Origin of the sequence: Daejeonella sp. (assembly GCF_044348475.1) — a bacterium.
Lineage (GTDB): Bacteria > Bacteroidota > Bacteroidia > Sphingobacteriales > Sphingobacteriaceae > Daejeonella.
On the sequence record NZ_JBIKSU010000039.1, the window covers coordinates 1 to 18,955 of the forward strand.

Annotated in this window: 15 protein-coding genes; 3 read left to right on the forward strand and 12 right to left on the reverse strand. The window is 35.6% G+C overall.

From position 1 onward, the window contains the following. The 8 genes from ACIQZ6_RS08600 to ACIQZ6_RS08635 all read right to left on the reverse strand — a co-directional run. On the reverse strand, positions 1 to 788 hold a 788-nt coding region (locus tag ACIQZ6_RS08600; RefSeq protein ID WP_395810146.1), incomplete at its 3' end, for a c-type cytochrome domain-containing protein. Between the two features lie 24 nt (positions 789 to 812). Beyond that, complete coding sequence (locus ACIQZ6_RS08605; RefSeq protein WP_395810147.1) at positions 813 to 1,838, reverse strand: hypothetical protein; 1,026 nt, start codon at positions 1,836 to 1,838, stop codon at positions 813 to 815. A gap of 23 nt (positions 1,839 to 1,861) precedes the next feature. Then, on the reverse strand, positions 1,862 to 3,313 hold the full coding sequence (locus tag ACIQZ6_RS08610; RefSeq protein ID WP_395810149.1) for a DUF1501 domain-containing protein: 1,452 nt from the start codon (positions 3,311 to 3,313) through the stop codon (positions 1,862 to 1,864). Then, the gene (locus ACIQZ6_RS08615; RefSeq protein WP_395810151.1) at positions 3,313 to 5,637 is read right to left on the reverse strand and encodes a PSD1 and planctomycete cytochrome C domain-containing protein; all 2,325 of its coding nucleotides are present in this window, start codon (positions 5,635 to 5,637) and stop codon (positions 3,313 to 3,315) included. Before ACIQZ6_RS08615 ends, ACIQZ6_RS08610 begins: the two co-directional genes overlap by 1 nt. A 431-nt stretch (positions 5,638 to 6,068) precedes the next feature. Beyond that, the gene (locus ACIQZ6_RS08620; protein WP_395810153.1) at positions 6,069 to 7,421 is read right to left on the reverse strand and encodes a DegT/DnrJ/EryC1/StrS family aminotransferase; all 1,353 of its coding nucleotides are present in this window, start codon (positions 7,419 to 7,421) and stop codon (positions 6,069 to 6,071) included. A 90-nt stretch (positions 7,422 to 7,511) separates the two neighbouring features. Further along, positions 7,512 to 8,882, reverse strand: coding sequence for a hypothetical protein (locus ACIQZ6_RS08625; protein WP_395810154.1), 1,371 nt, complete (start codon positions 8,880 to 8,882; stop codon positions 7,512 to 7,514). 85 nt (positions 8,883 to 8,967) lie between these two features. Continuing rightward, positions 8,968 to 9,993 carry a Gfo/Idh/MocA family protein gene (locus ACIQZ6_RS08630; protein ID WP_395810156.1) on the reverse strand — a complete coding sequence of 342 codons (1,026 nt, stop codon included), beginning with the start codon at positions 9,991 to 9,993 and terminating at the stop codon, positions 8,968 to 8,970. 156 nt (positions 9,994 to 10,149) lie between these two features. After that, positions 10,150 to 11,211, reverse strand: coding sequence for a LacI family DNA-binding transcriptional regulator (locus ACIQZ6_RS08635; RefSeq protein ID WP_395810158.1), 1,062 nt, complete (start codon positions 11,209 to 11,211; stop codon positions 10,150 to 10,152). A 372-nt stretch (positions 11,212 to 11,583) separates the two neighbouring features. Here ACIQZ6_RS08635 and ACIQZ6_RS08640 point away from each other — a divergent pair, with 372 nt between their 5' ends. Beyond that, entirely contained in the window at positions 11,584 to 13,143 is a 1,560-nt protein-coding gene (locus ACIQZ6_RS08640) for a hypothetical protein (RefSeq protein WP_395810160.1), read from the forward strand. A 34-nt stretch (positions 13,144 to 13,177) separates the two neighbouring features. Next, the gene (locus ACIQZ6_RS08645) at positions 13,178 to 14,083 is read left to right on the forward strand and encodes an isochorismatase family protein (protein WP_395810162.1); all 906 of its coding nucleotides are present in this window, start codon (positions 13,178 to 13,180) and stop codon (positions 14,081 to 14,083) included. Positions 14,084 to 14,569: 486 nt separating this feature from the next. On the opposite strand, the gene ACIQZ6_RS08650 is transcribed toward ACIQZ6_RS08645, so the two are convergent. From ACIQZ6_RS08650 to ACIQZ6_RS08660, 3 genes are read right to left on the reverse strand one after another with little or no spacing between them, the layout of a single operon-like run. After that, positions 14,570 to 15,565 carry a hypothetical protein gene (locus tag ACIQZ6_RS08650; protein ID WP_395810164.1) on the reverse strand — a complete coding sequence of 332 codons (996 nt, stop codon included), beginning with the start codon at positions 15,563 to 15,565 and terminating at the stop codon, positions 14,570 to 14,572. 25 nt (positions 15,566 to 15,590) lie between these two features. After that, positions 15,591 to 16,397 carry an amidohydrolase family protein gene (locus ACIQZ6_RS08655; protein ID WP_395810166.1) on the reverse strand — a complete coding sequence of 269 codons (807 nt, stop codon included), beginning with the start codon at positions 16,395 to 16,397 and terminating at the stop codon, positions 15,591 to 15,593. Then, a complete protein-coding gene (locus ACIQZ6_RS08660) occupies positions 16,387 to 17,334 on the reverse strand; it encodes an amidohydrolase family protein (RefSeq protein WP_395810168.1) in 948 nt (315 codons plus the stop codon). The genes ACIQZ6_RS08655 and ACIQZ6_RS08660 overlap by 11 nt, the downstream gene beginning before the upstream one ends. 340 nt (positions 17,335 to 17,674) lie before the next feature. Here ACIQZ6_RS08660 and ACIQZ6_RS08665 point away from each other — a divergent pair, with 340 nt between their 5' ends. Then, positions 17,675 to 18,490 carry an N-acetylmuramic acid 6-phosphate etherase gene (locus ACIQZ6_RS08665; protein WP_395810170.1) on the forward strand — a complete coding sequence of 272 codons (816 nt, stop codon included), beginning with the start codon at positions 17,675 to 17,677 and terminating at the stop codon, positions 18,488 to 18,490. Positions 18,491 to 18,503: 13 nt separating this feature from the next. Here the strand turns inward: ACIQZ6_RS08665 and ACIQZ6_RS08670 are convergent. Continuing rightward, the coding region (locus ACIQZ6_RS08670; protein WP_395810172.1) for a hypothetical protein at positions 18,504 to 18,955 on the reverse strand (452 nt) is incomplete at its 5' end.

Here is an 18,955-nt window from a genome sequence, read left to right on the forward strand (position 1 = left end):
AGCTGTGGTTTTCCGGAAGGCGGCATATGCTTTTTCTGCGATGATGGTAAATGTATCCTTTCCAGTAAAAGGCTTAAATTGGGTTTTCCAGCAATAAATAGTTTGCCAGATTTGCCACCCTTAAGTATTGATAGCGAATCAGTAAGTTTTAAGCTTCCTTTCAACTTCTGGTCATTATGGCAACTCACGCATTTCTCCTGTAAAATAGGCTGTATTACATGATCGTATACCTTGGCCTGCTCTAAAGGAACCAATTCAGGCTTGGTAATTGGTTCAAGAACAAAATTATCGCCGTGGGTAAGTACAGACCCAAAATGACCTGCAATGATCAAGATCAATGCTAATGAAACAGATCCTGATTTGGCAATAGGTTCTTTATACCAAGAAAAATCTCGGAGTTTAAATAAAATAGATGATAAGAAAACTGTACTTACTCCAAACCATTTATGATAAAGCAATGCATCACCATCGTATCCATCTTCTCGAGATAATATTAAACCCATCAAGACTGTGATCCCTGAAAAAAGTATTCCACTAAGAAAAAATCCTGAGGTAAACTTCTGATAAAAGCTTGTGTTAGCGTTTTCAGGTTTAAACCGAAAGAATTCCATCCCTGCAGCCAGGATAAGTAATGCAATTGGAAAATGCAGAAGTATAGGATGCATTCTGCCTATGGGTTGTACCCATTGAGGAATTACTAATTGTTGCTCAAAGATCAATAAAAAAACGATCAGAACATTGAGGCAAAAAATGACACTAACAGCATAAGCATTAAGCTTGCTTTTCATATAAACGATCTTGTAGTAAAGAAATTAAACTCTTTTAAATTTATAAGGATATACTTTGCCTGAAGCCCATTGTGCAACATACAGGTTTTCATCATCATCCACACATACATCATGTGGATGGACAAATATTTTCTCAGCTTGTGATAATGTTTGCAATTTTCCATCTTTATAAACAGGTTCTGATCCTCCAATATTAGAAACAAGTTTATTATCCTTATCCAATATTATAGTAAAACCAGATCCCACATTATCAATTTTAGCTGATCTAAATACAGCAGCGTACAAGTGATCATTTTTAATCACAGGACGGCAAACAAAAGCTCCGGGCAGTTCGATTGTACCGATTAGCTTACCGTCCATTGAGAATCGTTTAAAACAATTGCGCGTACGGTCGGTTACCAAGAGCGTTGGGCTACCTGATCTTCTATCAACAACAATTCCGTGCGCATTGTCTAGATTTTCATTCCCTTTACCTCGACCCCCGAAATAACCTTTTAATTTGCCATCATTGCTATAATGCAAGATGTATTGAGATCCATAACCGTCTGCAATGAAAAAATCACCGTTTGAATCAACTGCGACTTCTGTGGGTACAAATTCTTTTTCATTTTTATAAATACCAGCATCCATTGGAACATTAATGGTCAATACTATTTTACCGTCCATGGTAGTTTTGTAAACCTGATGCTTGGCTGTATCGGTAATATAGAGAAACTGAGTTCCATTTTCATCGGCTAAGGTTAGTCCGTGTCCACCAGGAAATTCATGCCCCCAACTATCTAACAGCTTTCCCGATTTATTATAAATAAGAATGTTGTTTTTCGTTTCATTGGTAAGCAGAATAATTCTGCCTTTTTTGTCCTGAACCATTTCATGGCAATCATTCACAGGGAATTTTGCTGAATCTAAAGTTCCCCATTTTGTATCTAGGGTGTACTTCATGTTATTATGGCCATAAATTGGGCCTTTATTGACAGCAAACAAATCTTTTGCAATAAAAAAACTTGCAGTAACACCAGCACTATTCTGAATGAATTTTCTTCTATCCATAAAATGATTTAAAAAGCTAATTATTATACTAAAATATCGTTAATTACTTTGCCTGAAACATCTGTCAAGCGGTATCTTCTACCTAAATGCTTATAAATCAATTTTTCATGATTTAAACCTAGACGATTTAAAATTGTTGCCTGGAAATCATGTACGTGAACTGGATCTTTGAGAACATTATATCCAAATTCATCAGTTTCGCCATAAGAAATACCTGGTTTTATACCCCCTCCGGCCATCCAGATACTGAAGCAACGTGGATGATGGTCACGTCCATAGTTATCGGCCGTCCATTTACCTTGGCTGTAATTTGTTCTACCAAATTCACCACCCCATATTACAAGAGTTTCATCTAATAAACCTCTTTGTTTCAAATCTGTGATCAATGCAGCTGATGCTTGATCTACATCTTTGGCTTGTGAGGCTATTTCATTAGGCAGATTACCATGATGATCCCAGCCTTGATGATATAATTGAACAAAACGGACACCATTTTCAGAAAGTTTGCGGGCAAGTAAACAATTAGCGGCAAAGGTTCCTGGAGTCATGGCATCGGTACCATAAAGTTTGATGATATCATCAGGCTCTTTTGAAAGATCCATGATTTCGGGCACTGCTGTTTGCATTCGGTAGGCCATTTCATATTGCTGGATCTTTGTACTAATCTCAGGATCTCCAAATTGCTCGTACGACAATTGATTCAATTGTGATACTTGATCAAGAAATTTTCGACGCTCGTACTTATTCATCCCATCAGGATCTTTTAAATAAAGAACAGGATCATCACCACTACTGAACTGAACACCCTGATGAATAGATTCAAGGAAACCACTTGACCATAATTTGGAATAAACACCTTGGCTATTTCCTTTACCTCTTGAAAGCAATACTGTAAAAGAAGGAAGATTCTTATTTTCGCTACCAAGGCCATAGCTTAACCAGGATCCCATACTTGGTCGGTTGCCCTGTTGTGCACCGGTTTGAAAAAAGGTTAATGCAGGATCATGATTTATGGCCTCTGTATGCATTGATCTGATCACACAAATATCATCTACAACTTTTGAAGTATAGGGCAATAGATCACTGATCCAATTTCTTGATTCTCCGTGCTGCTGGAAATTAGCAAATGAACCAACCATAGGAAAAGCAGTTTGATTGGCAGTCATTCCAGTTAGACGTTGATTCCCTCTGATTGATGAAGGCAAGTCTTGGCCCATCATTTCTCTTAACCTTGGCTTATAGTCGAAAAGTTCTAATTGAGAGGGTGCACCATTCTGAAATAGATAAATTACGCGTTTTGCCTTTGGTGCAAAATGCGGAATTCCAGGAGCTAATCCTGAATCAGAAGAATCACCACTAAAAAGGTCGGGCACTAGTAATGAGCCAAGAGCTGCACTACCAAGCCCGAGGCTGAGTCGGGAAAGAAATCGACGTCGATTAGAATTCAATCCATGTTCTAAAAAATCTTTTTGCATTAGGATCTAGTTATAGTTTCTTCCAAATTATATAGCGCAGTGATTACCTGCATCATGGCAGCTACACTATATTTATTCATTTTTTCGGGATTAGGATACTCTCCAATGGCAAGGAGTTTATCCGCACGGCTTTGCTCCTTCTTAAAAGTAACAAGTTGATCATTATAGTATTGACTCAATATTTTAACTTCATTTTCAGTAGGCTTCCTACATACAATCAATCTAAAAGCTTTTATTACTTTATCCTGAATTTTTAAAGGTTCTACATCAATTTTAGAGGCTAAAACACGAGATGCTTCAATTACCGTAGGATCGTTCATCATAATCAATGCCTGAAGCGGAGTATTGGTTTTTAATCGAACAATCTCACACTGATCTCTGTTGCTAGCATCAAAAATTCCCATAACTGGTGGTGGAACGGTACGTTTCACAAAAGTATACATACCTCTACGGTATAAATCGTCACCGTGATCTTGTCTGTAAACCCTTAAAACTCCACGGCCCGATGAGGCAGTTTCCCATAAACCACTAGGCTGATAAGGTTTTACACTAGGGCCACCGATTGTTTTAACTAACAGACCACTGCTTGATAAAACTAAATCGCGTACAAGCTCTGCTTTAATTCGATAACGAGGAGCTCTTGAAAGGAATACATTCTCAGGATCTACCTTTAACTTGTCTTTTGAAATCACTGCAGATTGTCGGTATGTTGCAGAAGAAACCATGAGTTTAACCAAACGTTTTATATCCCACCCATGGTCCATAAAATCAACAGCTAGCCAATCCAGTAATTCAGGATGCGTTGGCAGTTCGCCCTGCATACCCATATCTCCTGCAGTTTTAACTATGCCTCTACCAAATATCTCTTGCCAAAGCTGATTCACAAACACTCTAGATGTCAATGGATTTCGTTTATCAAATAACCATTTTGAAAGACCTAATCTATTTTTTGGAAGATTATTATCAAATGTCAATATTGATTTTGGGGTTCCCGCTGAAACTTCCTTGTCAGGAGCATCATAGGCACCTCGTTTTAGTATGTAGGTTTTTCTTAAAGTATCACGGTCGCCCATTACAGAAACAATCAACTTGTTTGTATCTTGCTTATTAATGAATTTCAGAATATTTTTAACTTCATCATTACTAATCTGAATCATTGGATTCTTTGCATAAGTTTCAGGACCTCCAATAGTAGATGATATTCCAACTTCCTTCACATTATTGAAAAAAGCATAAAGCTGATAATATTCCTTTTGAGAAAAAGGATCATATTTATGATCATGACATTGTGCGCATTCCATGGTCACACCAATCAATGCCTTTGAAAAGGTATTTGTTCTATCTATTACATATTGAACACGGTATTCTTCATCAACTACCCCACCTTCTTCAGTAATTTTATGATTACGGTTAAATCCAGTAGCCAAAATTTGTTCTTTGGTAGCATTAGGTATTAGGTCACCAGCTAATTGGAGGGTTATAAATTTATCATAAGATAAATTAGTATTAAATGAATTAATTACCCAATCTCGCCATGGCCATGCTGATCGGTAGCTATCATCCTGAAAACCATGTGAGTCTGCATAACGTGCAACATCTAACCAATGTAGGGCCATTTTTTCACCATAAGCAGGGCTTTTAAGCAATTGATCAACAACCCTTTCATAAGCTCCAGGATTATTGTCGGCCATAAATTGATTCATCATTGCTATTCCTGGAGGTAAACCGGTTAAATCAAGACTTAATCGTTTCAATAAATATTCTTTATCTGCTTCCTGATTGGGTTGAAGACTTTTTTGTTCCATTTTACTTAAAATAAAATGGTCAATTTCATTTTTAGCCCATTTAGTATCTTTTACTTTTGGCAAAGGAGATTTCTTTGGTCGAGTAAATGACCAGTGAGTTTCATATTTGGCACCCTGACTAATCCATTTTTCAATTAGATCAATTTCCCGAGAATTTAATTTAAGATTAGATGAAGGCGGGGGCATCAAAATAGAAGTATCCTTAGAAGAAATACGCATGAAAACCTCCGATAATTGAGGTTTCCCTGATACAATAGCATGTGCTGAAGGATTTTCTTTTAAGGCTTTAAATGCACTTTCCTCATTATCAAGTCGAAGACCAGCTTGACGTTTATTCGCATCAGGTCCATGACAAGTAAAACATTTATCTGAAAATATCGGTCTAATGTCAAAATTATAACTTACCTGATCAGGAATTTGTTCTTCAGAACTTTGAGCATCTCCAATATAATTACATGATTGAACGGTATAAAGTACTGTAATAAGTAAAAACAGAAAGTAATAGATCCTTTTTTTCATGAATTGAATAGCTTATAATGCTATGTTTAAATTATTTGTAAAGACCAATATAGTGAGACCTTTGAATTATATAAAATAAAATATTACACAACTTGAAAATTAAATTTTTTTACAAAAAATACATTTTAAAATATTGAACAATAAAACAGACTATAGGCCATTCTATATCCATTTTTAATGAAAAAACGGAATAAGATTATTTAATTGAAAAAGGTAGAGTTTATAAATGATGAGATACTAATTAACCACCGGGATTGTGCCAAATATTTATTTTTTGACCACAGCCCATATCAATAAAAAACAAAAAAGTATTTAGATTAACAAGCCATTAAAATTCTTGAAAATAATGGAATTTATATGGAAAGCTTGCATGATAAATAACCAGATTATTGTTGATTAATCTTTTAATGGTCTTTTTGTCAAACTTGATCTTAAAGTTTATCTCTGTTTTCGTAAACCTTCATGATTGCATTAATCACATCATCCATATCCTGAGTGCTTCCTAATAAAGAACCAGATCCTTCTAGAACTACCATTTCTTCATTGCAAATAAGATCACAATTGGGAAAGTTCATTTCTTCACGATAGCGCTTTAGTCTTGCAGCAGAATACATAGTCTTATATTCTTTCAGATTTAATATCTCATCTATCCATGGTTCAACATGAAACCCACGGGCAATATAGGGGCTTAAATTAATTCCTTCGGCGGCAAGAGCTTTCAAAAATTTACTCCGTTCCACATTATTAAAATGTTCTTTATGATAGCTCATTGCATATTTATAATAGCCTGAACTTTCAGTACCCTCGTATTGTTTTTGAGGAACTAGACCTTTAAAGCCTTTAAGTTTTGAACTTAAATATGCAGCATTTACATTACGTCGTTCAAATCGTTCTTTTGCTGATGACAACTGACCCATTAATATGGCGCCTTCAAACTCATTCATCCTGTATTTTGGTCCTATCGTTACATTGCTTCCTTTTCGATTGGTACCGTGATTCTGTACGGTGAAACACCTATCCATTAATTCTGCATCATTACCAATAATAGCTCCACCTTCACCGCATGAAATTTGTTTACTTGCCTGGAAACTAAAACATCCAAGATCGCCAATAGCCCCAACCTGTTTACCCTGATATCGTGCAAAATTAACCTGGCATGCATCTTCAATAACCTTAAGATTATGTTTTTTTGCTAGAGCCATGATCTTTTCCATATTACAGGGCATTCCCATGATATGAACAGGTATGATTGCTCTAGTATTTTTATTGATCCTTTTTTCAACTTCATCTGGATCCATTTGAAATGACTCGCGATCAAGATCAGCAAGTACTGGCAATGCTCTGCTAGTTAAAATAGCAGATACTGTACCAAAATCGCTGTAAGGAGAAGTAATAACTTCGTCGCCCGGACCTAAACCTAAAGCCTCAACACAGGTACTAAGTGCCTGAGTGCCAGAACCAGTACCTACACAAAAATTAGTACCTGTTAAACGTGCATATTCTTTTTCAAATGTGGCAACTGTACCTGTTGGCGACTGAATACGACTCCAAATACCACTTTTAGTGGTCTTAATAATCGATTCCATCATTTTATCATCAGCTAACATAGCTGGCCATTTAGGCCAAACTTTTGCACGAATTGGAGTTCCACCCAATAAAGCTAATTTCCCTGAAGTTCTTTTAGTATTTCCCATCACAGGAAAAATACTTGATAAAGCAGTAGCAACCGTGGTAGTGGTAACCGCTGCGATGAAATTTCTTCTGTTAAAGTCTTTAAATTCCATAGGATGTCTTTTAAAAGGCAATAATTAAAGTGCTAAAAAATAATAAAAAACCGATTGCTAGAATTCTATGATATAAAATACAGAATACATTTAATGCAATAGTTTTCGGATTGCTTTCATCAAAATCCCTTCAGCCTCAGCAGTAACCCCTGAAGCCTGTCCTGTTTCGTATCCACCTTGTGCATAAGCTACTGAATTGCCAATATATCCCATACCATAATCACCATAACCAGCCACAGCTACAAAAAGATCAGGACGCTCAGCTTTTGCTGCTAACTGATATTCAACAAATGGTTCGCCAGGAAGATGCAAAATCCTGATATTGCCCATGTTTAAACAGGCAAGATCTATCTTTTTACCTGATTGCATACGTCTTAACCAAACTAGTTTAGAAAGATTATTTGCAACAAATACAGGTGTTTCGGTTTTCATTTTTGCTTCAAGAGATTCTATACCCTGAGCTGGCTTCAATGTAACAGATTCTACATTCCACGCTATTGAACTTGCATTAACAGGCTCTTGTTTGGTTAAATCCCATGCACGTTTCATACCATCAGCAAGACGCTCGGCAAGAACCAATCTATTCTCTTTGGCCCCATCATTATACTTTCCTGCGGTAAGATTACCTCCAGCACCGTTAAAATGAATATGAAGCGCATCTGGAACTGCCAGCTGACGCATAAATCGAGCAATTCCCGGAAAATCGGGATTTGCAATTCCAGTTCTGTAATAACTTTGTGGATGGGATGCATAATAACTTAAAACAGCAACAGGCTTATTGCTATTCCAAAAACTAATCAATGATACCATTGGGTCGATTAAACCTTCAGGTTCTGCCCGTAAAGCAGCATCACGAGTTGCTGAAGTACGAGATGCTTTTGCCTTGCCATCAGGACCCAAAATACGTCGATTCGAAGCAACTTGATAAACCGGTGCTTCGCCCCTTCCTATATGAGTAAAAGGAACTGATGCACTTATTGATTTACTAATTGCTAAACCCAAACGTTTAATAAGATCTCTGGTATAAGTACCTTCAAATGCCATTGGATTTAAGCCTGCTTGCACTAATAATTTCTCTGCACCCAGGTCGGATGCAGGTGCATCGTGCTGGTGAATAGCATGAACAACCACTCTAGCGGGAATAGTTCCGGCCGCTTCAGCCATGATACGTTTAAATTCATCCTGACTATCATTACTGATACCAATCCAATCAACTGAACACAATACAATTGGCTGGCCGGAACCCAAAATTACAATGCCTTTAGCGCGAAGACCAAGATCCCAGTTGTTAATCATTGGGTCGTAGGTCAAACTACTTCCAATTGGAGGAGTAGCATCTACATCAAATGTGGCTATTTTTAGCGTGCTTTGTAATGGTTCGGCAATGCTAGAAAAAGAAGGCAAGACTAATACATAAATGATTAGAATGCGGATAATAGTCTTAGTAAAATCTATTTTCATTATTTAGTATGCTTGCAAATTGTAAATTTATAAAGGTTCAGAAGAAGACATATCAATGTATCAATTTCAATAATGATACTTTAACTTATTTCTTTGCTAATGCTCTTTTAAACATAGATTCTAAGCTTACCCTAGCACCACCATTATTCTTACTCTCATCAGCTGCTTCCATAAAAGCACACATTTCTAATGTTTCATCGGCACTTACAGGCGGAATACCTGTTTCAAAGAATTCAATGATCTTTACAAGAAGTGGATCATATCCGCCATAGCTTCCGATAGTAGAAACACCCTTTTCGCCATAAACTGTCCCACCATAATCCTGTTTACCTTGGTGTATACCTCTAAAAGAACCAATACGATTATCCTCCCAAGTACCTACAACAACATCTGCACTATCAGAACTTACGCGAACAACAGATTTACACCCTTTTCCCATTACCGTATATAAAGTTTCAACACCATGTATACCATACCAGAACAAATCAGGATGAGTGCTTTCAAAATGACATGGACTATATGTCTCTGCACCAAGAACTTTACCTATTTTTCCATTAGCTATTTCTTGTGCCCCTGGTGTAAATCTTAAGGATGAAGCAGAAAATACAGGAACTTTGTACTTCTCAGCAGCTTTAAATATAGCCATAGCATCAGCTAATGATGCAGCAATCGGTTTATCTATAAAAACCCGCTTCCCTGATTTAAAAACTTCTATAGCTTGTTCAAGATGCAAGCGACCATCATTTGTTTCTAGCAAAACAACATCAACCTTTTTCAATAAGTCTTTAATTGAATCAACAATCTCCACACCTAGTTTTTTAACATCCTCTATATAGCCAGGAATTCTGTCTGCACTTGATTTAATAGATTTACTTCCATAAGGATATGCTGCAATAACTTTATATCCTGCATATTTATTTCCTACCGCTGAATTGTTTAAGGCCTTAGCAAAAGCTATACTGTGAGATGTGTCAAGACCTATAATTCCAACACGTTTCTGTTCTTGGTTAATACTTTTTCCAAAAGAGTTCAAAGACCCAGATAGCCCAATTCCTATTCCTGCAATTGCAGCAGAGTGAATAAATTTGCGACGATTATATTCTTGTTTCATATGATAATAAATTAAATGTTCTATACGTTTACGTACCCGAATATAGTGATGATTTAACTAATGTTATTAAATAAAAAGAGTAAAAAATAAAATCAAAACAATTGAGAAAAAAAAGAATCGGTACACTATTAAAAATACACAGAAATAGAGAAATAATTAATTTCTGTAAAAGGCTGAATTTTCTTTAGTAAGAATGTCAATTGGCATAAAATATATTTTTTCTACAGTAGAGCCAAATGCCAAATGTTGGTAAAGTGATATTAAACCCCTGTATCCTTGCTGTTTAGGTTTCTGACAAACCAGAAAATCAATAATACCCCTATCCATATAGTCTATATTTTCTTTAAGAAAATCGTAACCAATCAGAATAACATCTTGATGAGTTTGCTCAATAAAATGGGCTACTTTTGATACTCTTGAATTTGTAACAAATACAACCTTAATACGAGTATGCTCATCAAAAGCCTTGGTAAGATCTCTTTCAATTGATTTTATATCAGTGTCTTTAATATCTAGTTTTATTATATTCCCAGTTTTATTATAATCTTGATAATAGGCTCTAAAGCCTTCCTCTTTTTTTAACAAATGATGTTGATTATCAATCTCTCTAGAGATATTCACGATCAAAATTTGCTCACTTTCTTTAATCAGATAACTAATCAGGTGTGCACCCAAATAACCACTATGGTATAAATTAGGACCTATATAGCTTAAACTTCCATCATTCGGCAAATCAGAGTCAATTAATACATAAGGTATATTCAGCTCTTTACATTGATCTGTAAAAGTGATTGATTCTTCTATAAATGATGGAGCAAGTAAAATACCATCTGGTTTAGAATCAAGCATAATTTTTGTCTGCTCAACAAACGAACTTTTTAGGTTCTGATCGTAAAAGTATTTATCTACAATGATTCCAAACTGCTTTATTTCTTCATCAGCCTGTTCAATACCTTTTAAAGGAGCATCCCAAAAGCTGGTTTCTTTTGAAATTTCAGGAATTAGAGTAGCCAACCGTAGTGTTTTTCGAGAAGCGAGTCTTTGGGCTAATAAATTTGGCTTGTAATTTAGCTCATCAATGATCTGAGTAATTTTTTCTTTAGTTTGTTTAGAAACACCTTTTCTGTTATGAAGAACCCTATCTACCGTGGCAATAGAAACATTTGCCCTTCTAGCAATTTCTTTGACTCCCGTTAGCTCAGTAATTTTTTTTTTCATAACAACCCTTGATTACAAAATCGCCTATTTATTACACAATAATAAGGCATATCTACGGTTTTTCATAATTAAGAACGTTGTAAATGATGATATTCATGATAATAATTGATTTATAACAAACTAATTTAACTACAAAGACAGTAACAAAATGTATTTTGATTTTTAATACTATTAAACATGCTATCTAGGCTCATTTTTGTGCATTAAGGTTTTAATTTTAGATTAATATGTAACCTAAAAAATTTCTTTACTACAAAATAACCATTCCTTAAAAATTTAGATTAGATGATAATTATATACTAATAATACTTAAATTCGTTAACGTACCCGCTAAGTTCAGATAATCTTAAATTGCATTGATAAAAATTAAATATGAAACCATTGCACTTCCTACCGGTTTTACTGCTTATACCATTTACATTCTCGAATGATAAATATCAGTCAATTGAATACTCTAAAAATATTGCTCAGAAAAATGAGCTTGCATTAATAACTATAAGTAGAGCCAGGGCAGATGAATTATTGTCAAAATTACCAGTAACTGATCCATGGCTTGTACGACAAGACGGTAGTGCATTAGCTTGGGGCGAAGCTGCAACATTAGAAACTCTAGTTGACCTTTATGAAGCTACAGATGATCCTTCTTATTTAAAGGAAGTAGCCAGACGTGGTGATCGCTTACTTAACCATCGTGATGATAAACGAGGAATCGCAGATGGTTCAGGAAAAATTAGGCCAGCCTGGAGTATGGGTCTGAAATATGTAGTTGCAAAAGAAGATTTATTAGATACAGCAGGAAAAATAATTGGAACCATACGCTCTACTCCTTACGCGAATAATGATCTTACAAAAATTGTATTGAAACAAGATTCTAAAACAGGACGTTTTAAACTAAAAATTAGCAATTCATTTTGGAAAAGAAATGAAAGCTTTTCGGATCTTAGTTTCGATCCTAAAGATGAACGTTTCATAGAAACTATTGTCAATGATCCAATGTCGCCCTATTCAACACGTCCAGGAGATTATTCTGATGTTAAATCTAACCTGATCAGGATAAAAATGACAGATTCCAGCATACCTGTTACTCAAAGTTTTACATTAAAATCTATACCATTAGCCTATACCGGATATTTAGGAATAATCTATAATCCGATGCTTAGAATGGCAGAGTTAGCAAAATCAAAACCTGAATTAGCAAATCTTATACCTGCAGCTAATCGATTTATAAAGGCAGCTGAAGAATCTTACAAGGATGCTAATGCACGATTATGGCGCAATGGCCCAAATAAAGACGAAGGCTATTATTTAACCTGTGAAAGAGGTGAATCTTTTCCTGCCGACAATGTAGGTCAGCCAATTAATTTCTTAGCAATGCATACCACTACGCAGCTGGCATTATTTCGGCTGACTGGTAAAAAAGAATATCGCACACGCTCAGAAAAAATGTCGCAACTTCTAAAAAATAGGCTAAAATACAATCAGGACCAAGATCTTTATGTTTGGACTTACTGGTATGAGCCTATGACTACTGTAGGATGGAAACCGGAAGATAAATTATCATCGAATGTGATGTTTTATAAAGGCGCAGCAAATATGGAGGATAGCTCGCATGGCGTACTTGATATTGCAATGGTGATGGCTGCTCATCGAGAAAATATGGTTTTCACAAAACAAGATGTTATGCGTTTTTCAAATACCCTTCTAAAAAATATACTTCTTCCTAACAGAACTGGAATTAGGAGAGCAGTAGATGGTAAAGGCGAAGATCATGCAGCTTACTTCCCTATTTTACATGGTTGGCTTGAACTTGCAGCTGCTAATCCGGAAGTTTATAAAGAAATCCGTAATACCTATCTAATACGTGGAGAAGAAAATTTAGCTTTTACAGCTGAATTATTGCGCTGGGAACGCAAATTGAAAACAATTAATTAATAGAGAAAGAAAAACAATTTATAAATTCTGATATATGTCAAATAAAAACAATTCTAGACGTGAATTTTTAAAAAAAACTTCGTTAGGAGGTCTTGGAACAGCATTAGGCGTTAGTGTTGCTATTCCAACTTTGGCTTCATTAAACACCGATGAGCATTCAGTAAGTGCAGAAAAATTACGTGTTAAGCCGAGATATCATCGATGGCATGTAAATCAAGGAGCTGAATGGCTGGAAAAAAATACTGGCCATGCAAATCTTGATTGGAATATTCCGGTTTCTCAATGTGCATTAGTACTGCTTGATGTATGGAGTAAACATTACCTAAAAGAACCTGAAGATCGTGCTGAAAAGATCATAAATGAAAAGTATATTCCACTGTTAAAGAAATGTCGTGAGTCAGGAATGACCATAATTCATGCTCCTTCGCCAGAGGTTGCCGTAAAGCATTCCAACTGGGTAAAGCTTATCTCTGAAGCTGAATTGTTTCCAGTACGTGATACTTGGCCTCCAAAAGAATTTCGCGGATTGAATGGAGCTTATAAAGCATTCAAAAGGCCTTTTGAACCAAGAGAAGTAGAAATTCAAGCCATGGTTAAACCACATCAGTTTCACCCTATCGCAGCACCAGTAAATAACGAAGCTGTTATTGCTACCGGAGAAGAACTGCATCGTTATTGCAAGCAAAAAGGTATACTTTTTCTATTTTTTGCTGGCTTTAATACCAATGCATGTATGATTACCCGCGATTATGGAGCCTTACAAATGAATACCAGAGGTTACCAGGTTAGTGTTCTACGCGACTGTACCACAGGAATGGAAAACAAAGAAACCCAAGCTAAACTATTACAAACTAACGGGGCTCTATTATTTTTTGAAATGTTCGGGCAATACACTGTAACTTCTGATGAAATAATAAATGGTTTTTCTGAAAAAGCCTAATCAATTTTGAGTATTGAGTATTGGGTATTGCGTATTGAGTATTGAGTATTGCTTATAGCGTATTGAGATAAATTCTGCTTCATTTCAAACTAGTACCTTCACCTCTGATCTCATACCTCCTACTTCATACCTCAGACAACTGACAACAGACAACAGACAACTGATAACTGACAACATTTTTAAGTATTGAGTATTGCGTATAGCGTATTGAGATAGATTCTACTTCATTTCAAACTAGTACCTTCTACCTCAGACCTCCTACCTCGTACTTCATAATTCAGACAACAGACAACAGATAACTGATAACTGATAACAGACAACACACAATCCATTTTTAAGTATTGAGTATTGCGTATAGCGTATTGAGATAGATTCTGCTTCATTTCAAACTAGTACCTTCACCTCAGACCTCCTACCTCCTACTTCATACCTCAGACAACAGACAACAGATAACTGATAACTGATAACGGACAACAGACAACACCACTACCAATCCTTTGGAAGTCTCAACGACCACACATCATTGACCAATGGCGGTGTCATTCCTCCTGCAATCCATATTTTATCCTGAAAAAGAAAAACTGATGATTCATGACGTTCTTTCCAAACTTTATCTGACTTGTATTCTTCCCAAGTTTTTCCATCTTTAGAAAACCAAACATCCCGATGGTTTTTATACGGATTATTTGACCATCCACCCATTACCCAAATTCTGTTACGATAAACAACTGAATTGAACCATAAACGCTCGTGCCATGGTGCTTTTGAGATTTCTTTCACCCAATTAATGCCATCTTCAGAGCTCCATACATCATTCAAAGCATGATATTCTGGAACATAATTACCTCCACCAAAAACATAGATCTTGTTATTTAGAACTGCAGCCTGATGATAGGCACGTGCTGACCAACCTGCGTTTGCTGTTGCCAATTTCCAATCCTTACCATTTGAAGAATACCAAACATCATTTTTCAGGCTGTTATTGTCACCAAAGTAATAATTTTCAGTACCGCCCAAAATCCATATTTTACCTTTAAACTCAACTATTGCTGATGCTATTCTTGGAGTCCAGGCAGCCTTGTCTGTTTCTGATTTCCATTTAATGCCATCAGTTGAAGACCACACTTTATTACTTGCTGAATGCCCCTCTAAACGGCCATTATACCATCCACCCATCATCCACATTTTATTTTTAAAAACGATAGACATGGATAAATCGCTATGAATCCATGGTGCAGCATTGTTAATTAACTTCCAGTTTTTACCATCGTTCGAATTCCACACATCGCGCGGTGGTGCCTCTTTCGAATTAAACCAACCTCCAAAAATCCAAAGCTGATTTTTATAAACCAGTTCTGCTTGAGAATCTCTGGCTTGCCAGGCTACTGAAGGGCTTTGCAGAATCCAGTCAGGATTTTGTTGTGCAAAAGCAACCGTTCTATATAATCCAATAATTAAAGCAAGAATCAAAAATTTTCTCATGTAAATAATGGAATTAATCTAAATATTATAAGCCTAGCATCCTCTTTGCATTTCCTGATCTCAGTAATTCTTTGGTATTTTCATCAGCTTCAATAGGAAGAAGAGATTCTATACGTAACAATCCGGTCAGGTAATCAAGAATTGGTGAATGCGTTCCGAATGCAAACTTATCCTCACCAAATTGCTTCAAAAAATCAGCCATATTGGTAATAGCCCTGCCTGATGTATCGAATAAAAGATTGGTCTTTTTAATTAAACTTAGCTCTTCTGCATCTAGTTTTACTGCATTCGCAAAATTCAGAATGATATACTTTGCATCTGGAACAGCATTTACAATTGGTAAGATATTTTTCAAATTCCATTCTCTGATTACATTGTTCTTCACATAGGCTGTATCCATCCAGGAACGCTGCCTGGTATCCTCCATACGGAAATTAAACACCACCGGCAAACCATAATCCCTAACCCGCTTAACCAATTCAATACAAGCTGGATCAAGAATTTCATAATCGTGGTAGCTGGGATAAAGTCTAACCCCTTTAAAACCGTATGTTTTTATACAGATTTCTAGATCATCTTGCCAGCCGGCATAAATGGGATTAATGACGGCATAAGGAATAAAGCGGTCTTTAAACTTTCGATTTGATTGGATTTGTTCGAATAACTCTTCATTTGAGGATTGGGTATTTTTATAAAAAATACCATTCAGATTACTAATCACTGAAAGATCCACACCAAATTTATTCATCCTTGCGTATAATGCATCGCAAGTATTATACTTTAGCTGTTGGAATGGCCAATTTCCAACATATGCATTAATATCAATCAACATTTCTTCCTGATTTTCTTAAAATTTCATTATAATTATTAAAAAACACTTTCTTTTTCTGGTTTTCTGTTAGGTTAGAAGCCAAAATCTTGCCCACACTCTGATAATAACAATTATCAGAGCCAAAAAACAACCTGTCTTCGCCTAATAATTTCATAGCAGAGTCAATCATATTTTCTGGATTATAGCTTCCTGATGTATCTACATAGATATTGGGATAATGAACAAATGATTTACAGGCGTATTCCCAGTCGCCACCGCCGCCAATATGAGCGTATTGAAACATAGCTTCTGGATATCTTTTAGCAATGTCAACAAAATCATCAGGTATAGAAGTATTAGGCCGTATACCGACATCGTACTTCATTCTGTAACCACCAAGACCAAGTTGTGCATATGCGTGCATATGAATGATCATTTTAAGATCAATCATTTTTTCAATAATTGGATAAAATAGCGGATCATTGATCTTTAATTGGGTATATACTTTTAATCCAACCATACCAAGATCTACGCAGCGTTTAATTTCTTCAAGTGACTCTTTTTGAAAAATGGCATTGGCGGTAAATTGACCAATGAGCCGATCTGGATATTGTTTCATACACTTAATCATTAAATCATTATAGGATCTAAATTCTTGAGGTGTTCCCTCTCCACGGTAAGCTGGAAGAGAAATAAACATTTTATCTATTCCAAGACGATCAGCGAATGCGATATTCCCTTCAGGACCACCATCAAATAAATAGGCATGAACATGCGAATCAAGTTTTCTGTACTTCATTACATCATTCATCAGGTTATATGTTAATGCTTCTTTATCAGATGAATATGATTCAGCATTAGTATCATGCATTCCCAAAACACGATCAGACATCAAAATTCCAGCTGCAGAAAGTGCAGTAGCGGTTACAAATTTTCTTCGATTAATATAATTTGACATATTGTTTTTAACGAAATTTAAATTAGTAAACCTAAGTTAAGATATTTATACGGTTAGGTACACGAGATTAATTATTTTATGCAATTCAATACTCTTCATTAAACACTACTGATTCGTATAATTTTGCAATTAAAAAAAAATAATAAATTGGTTTTTACAGCGAATTATTTTTAGTGAAATTGACAAGATAAAAGAAAATGAATTTGTCTTAATAGTTTTAAAATAATGAGCATAAATACCATATAAAAAATATAGAAAAAGCGCAATTATTTAGCATTAATATGTATAATTGAGTATTAAAAGCATCCATCTATATCCGACAATAAATCCATAAAAAAACATGACAAAAATTACAGAACAAGTATCCAATTACAGTCATTTAGATAAAATGTCGGTTGAAGAACTTACTAGAAACTTAAATAAGGAAGATCAGTCAGTACCATTCGCTATAGAAAAGGCTTTACCGCAGTTAAATACCTTAATTAATACGATTGTAGGTAAACTAGAAAATGAAGGTCGATTATTTTATGTTGGTGCAGGCAGTGGTGGACGATTATCTGTTTTAGACGTGATTGAATTACCAACCACTTATGGGGTTTCACCCGATCTTTTCAATGTAATACTTGCAGGAGGAAAAGAGCATTTGATTGAAGCCAAAGAAGAAAAAGAAGATGATATCCATGCTGCATGGACCATGCTACAGGATAAGAATGTATCATCTAAAGATATTGTTATAGGCATTTCTGCAAGTGGCACTACCCCATTTGTTTTATCAGCATTAATAGCATGTAAAAAACATCAAATCAGTACAGGATGTATCGTTAGTAACCCGGAATCTCCAATTGCAGCACAAGCAGATATCCCTGTAGAAGTAATTACGGGGCCTGAATTTGTTACAGGTAGTACACGGATGAAATGCGGTACCGCACAAAAAATAATCTTTGATATGATCAGTACAACAACAATGATCAAACTAGGACGCGTTCTTGATAATCAAATGGTTAATGTTAAACTCATCAATGATAAAATTGTTGACCGTGCAGTTAAAATGTTAATGAAACATTCCGGTTTAGAAGATTATAATCAGGCAAAGAAACTTTTACTTGAACATGGAAGTGTGAAAGAGGCTTTAGATATTTTTAATTTAGAGAAATAGAATAATCAGAATTCTAATAAAATCTATACAGTTCTCCATTCGCTAAAACTATCCTATATTCTGTAAAGTCTTTCTCAACAAAAATGTTGGAAATTTCATCTGGAAATTGAATTTTGCTATCAATTTGCCCATTTTCGGTAATTTTAAATAGCTGGCCGTTTGTTGTTGCGGCCAAATAAAAAGTCGTATTAGATTGCCTATATCCTGCAACTTTAAGTACTCGATCTGGAAGTGTATTCCGAATAATCGTTTGACCGAGTTCATCTAGAACATAAAACTGAAATCCTTCTGTGCCAACAAGAATTTCGAGCTTGCCATCACTATTGAAATCGCCATGACGGATATCATTAACCTCCCCTCCCACATTGCTAGTCCAATATTCCTTTAATTTATCCTTAAAACCTATCATACGAACCTCACTTTGCTTGGTACCTAATAAAACCGTTGGCCGTATAACCTTAGAAT

What these genes read in the sequence shown, in the direction of transcription:
- ACIQZ6_RS08605 (WP_395810147.1), bottom strand. Translation starts at nt 1,838, where the DNA reads ATGGATAGAAGAAAATTCATTCAGAATAGTGCTGGTGTTACTGCAAGT.
- ACIQZ6_RS08610 (WP_395810149.1), bottom strand. Translation starts at nt 3,313, where the DNA reads ATGCAAAAAGATTTTTTAGAACATGGATTGAATTCTAATCGACGTCGA.
- ACIQZ6_RS08615 (WP_395810151.1), bottom strand. Translation starts at nt 5,637, where the DNA reads ATGAAAAAAAGGATCTATTACTTTCTGTTTTTACTTATTACAGTACTT.
- ACIQZ6_RS08620 (WP_395810153.1), bottom strand. Translation starts at nt 7,421, where the DNA reads ATGGAATTTAAAGACTTTAACAGAAGAAATTTCATCGCAGCGGTTACC.
- ACIQZ6_RS08625 (WP_395810154.1), bottom strand. Translation starts at nt 8,882, where the DNA reads ATGAAAATAGATTTTACTAAGACTATTATCCGCATTCTAATCATTTAT.
- ACIQZ6_RS08630 (WP_395810156.1), bottom strand. Translation starts at nt 9,993, where the DNA reads ATGAAACAAGAATATAATCGTCGCAAATTTATTCACTCTGCTGCAATT.
- ACIQZ6_RS08635 (WP_395810158.1), bottom strand. Translation starts at nt 11,211, where the DNA reads ATGAAAAAAAAAATTACTGAGCTAACGGGAGTCAAAGAAATTGCTAGA.
- ACIQZ6_RS08640 (WP_395810160.1), top strand. Translation starts at nt 11,584, where the DNA reads ATGAAACCATTGCACTTCCTACCGGTTTTACTGCTTATACCATTTACA.
- ACIQZ6_RS08645 (WP_395810162.1), top strand. Translation starts at nt 13,178, where the DNA reads ATGTCAAATAAAAACAATTCTAGACGTGAATTTTTAAAAAAAACTTCG.
- ACIQZ6_RS08650 (WP_395810164.1), bottom strand. Translation starts at nt 15,565, where the DNA reads ATGAGAAAATTTTTGATTCTTGCTTTAATTATTGGATTATATAGAACG.
- ACIQZ6_RS08655 (WP_395810166.1), bottom strand. Translation starts at nt 16,397, where the DNA reads ATGTTGATTGATATTAATGCATATGTTGGAAATTGGCCATTCCAACAG.
- ACIQZ6_RS08660 (WP_395810168.1), bottom strand. Translation starts at nt 17,334, where the DNA reads ATGTCAAATTATATTAATCGAAGAAAATTTGTAACCGCTACTGCACTT.
- ACIQZ6_RS08665 (WP_395810170.1), top strand. Translation starts at nt 17,675, where the DNA reads ATGACAAAAATTACAGAACAAGTATCCAATTACAGTCATTTAGATAAA.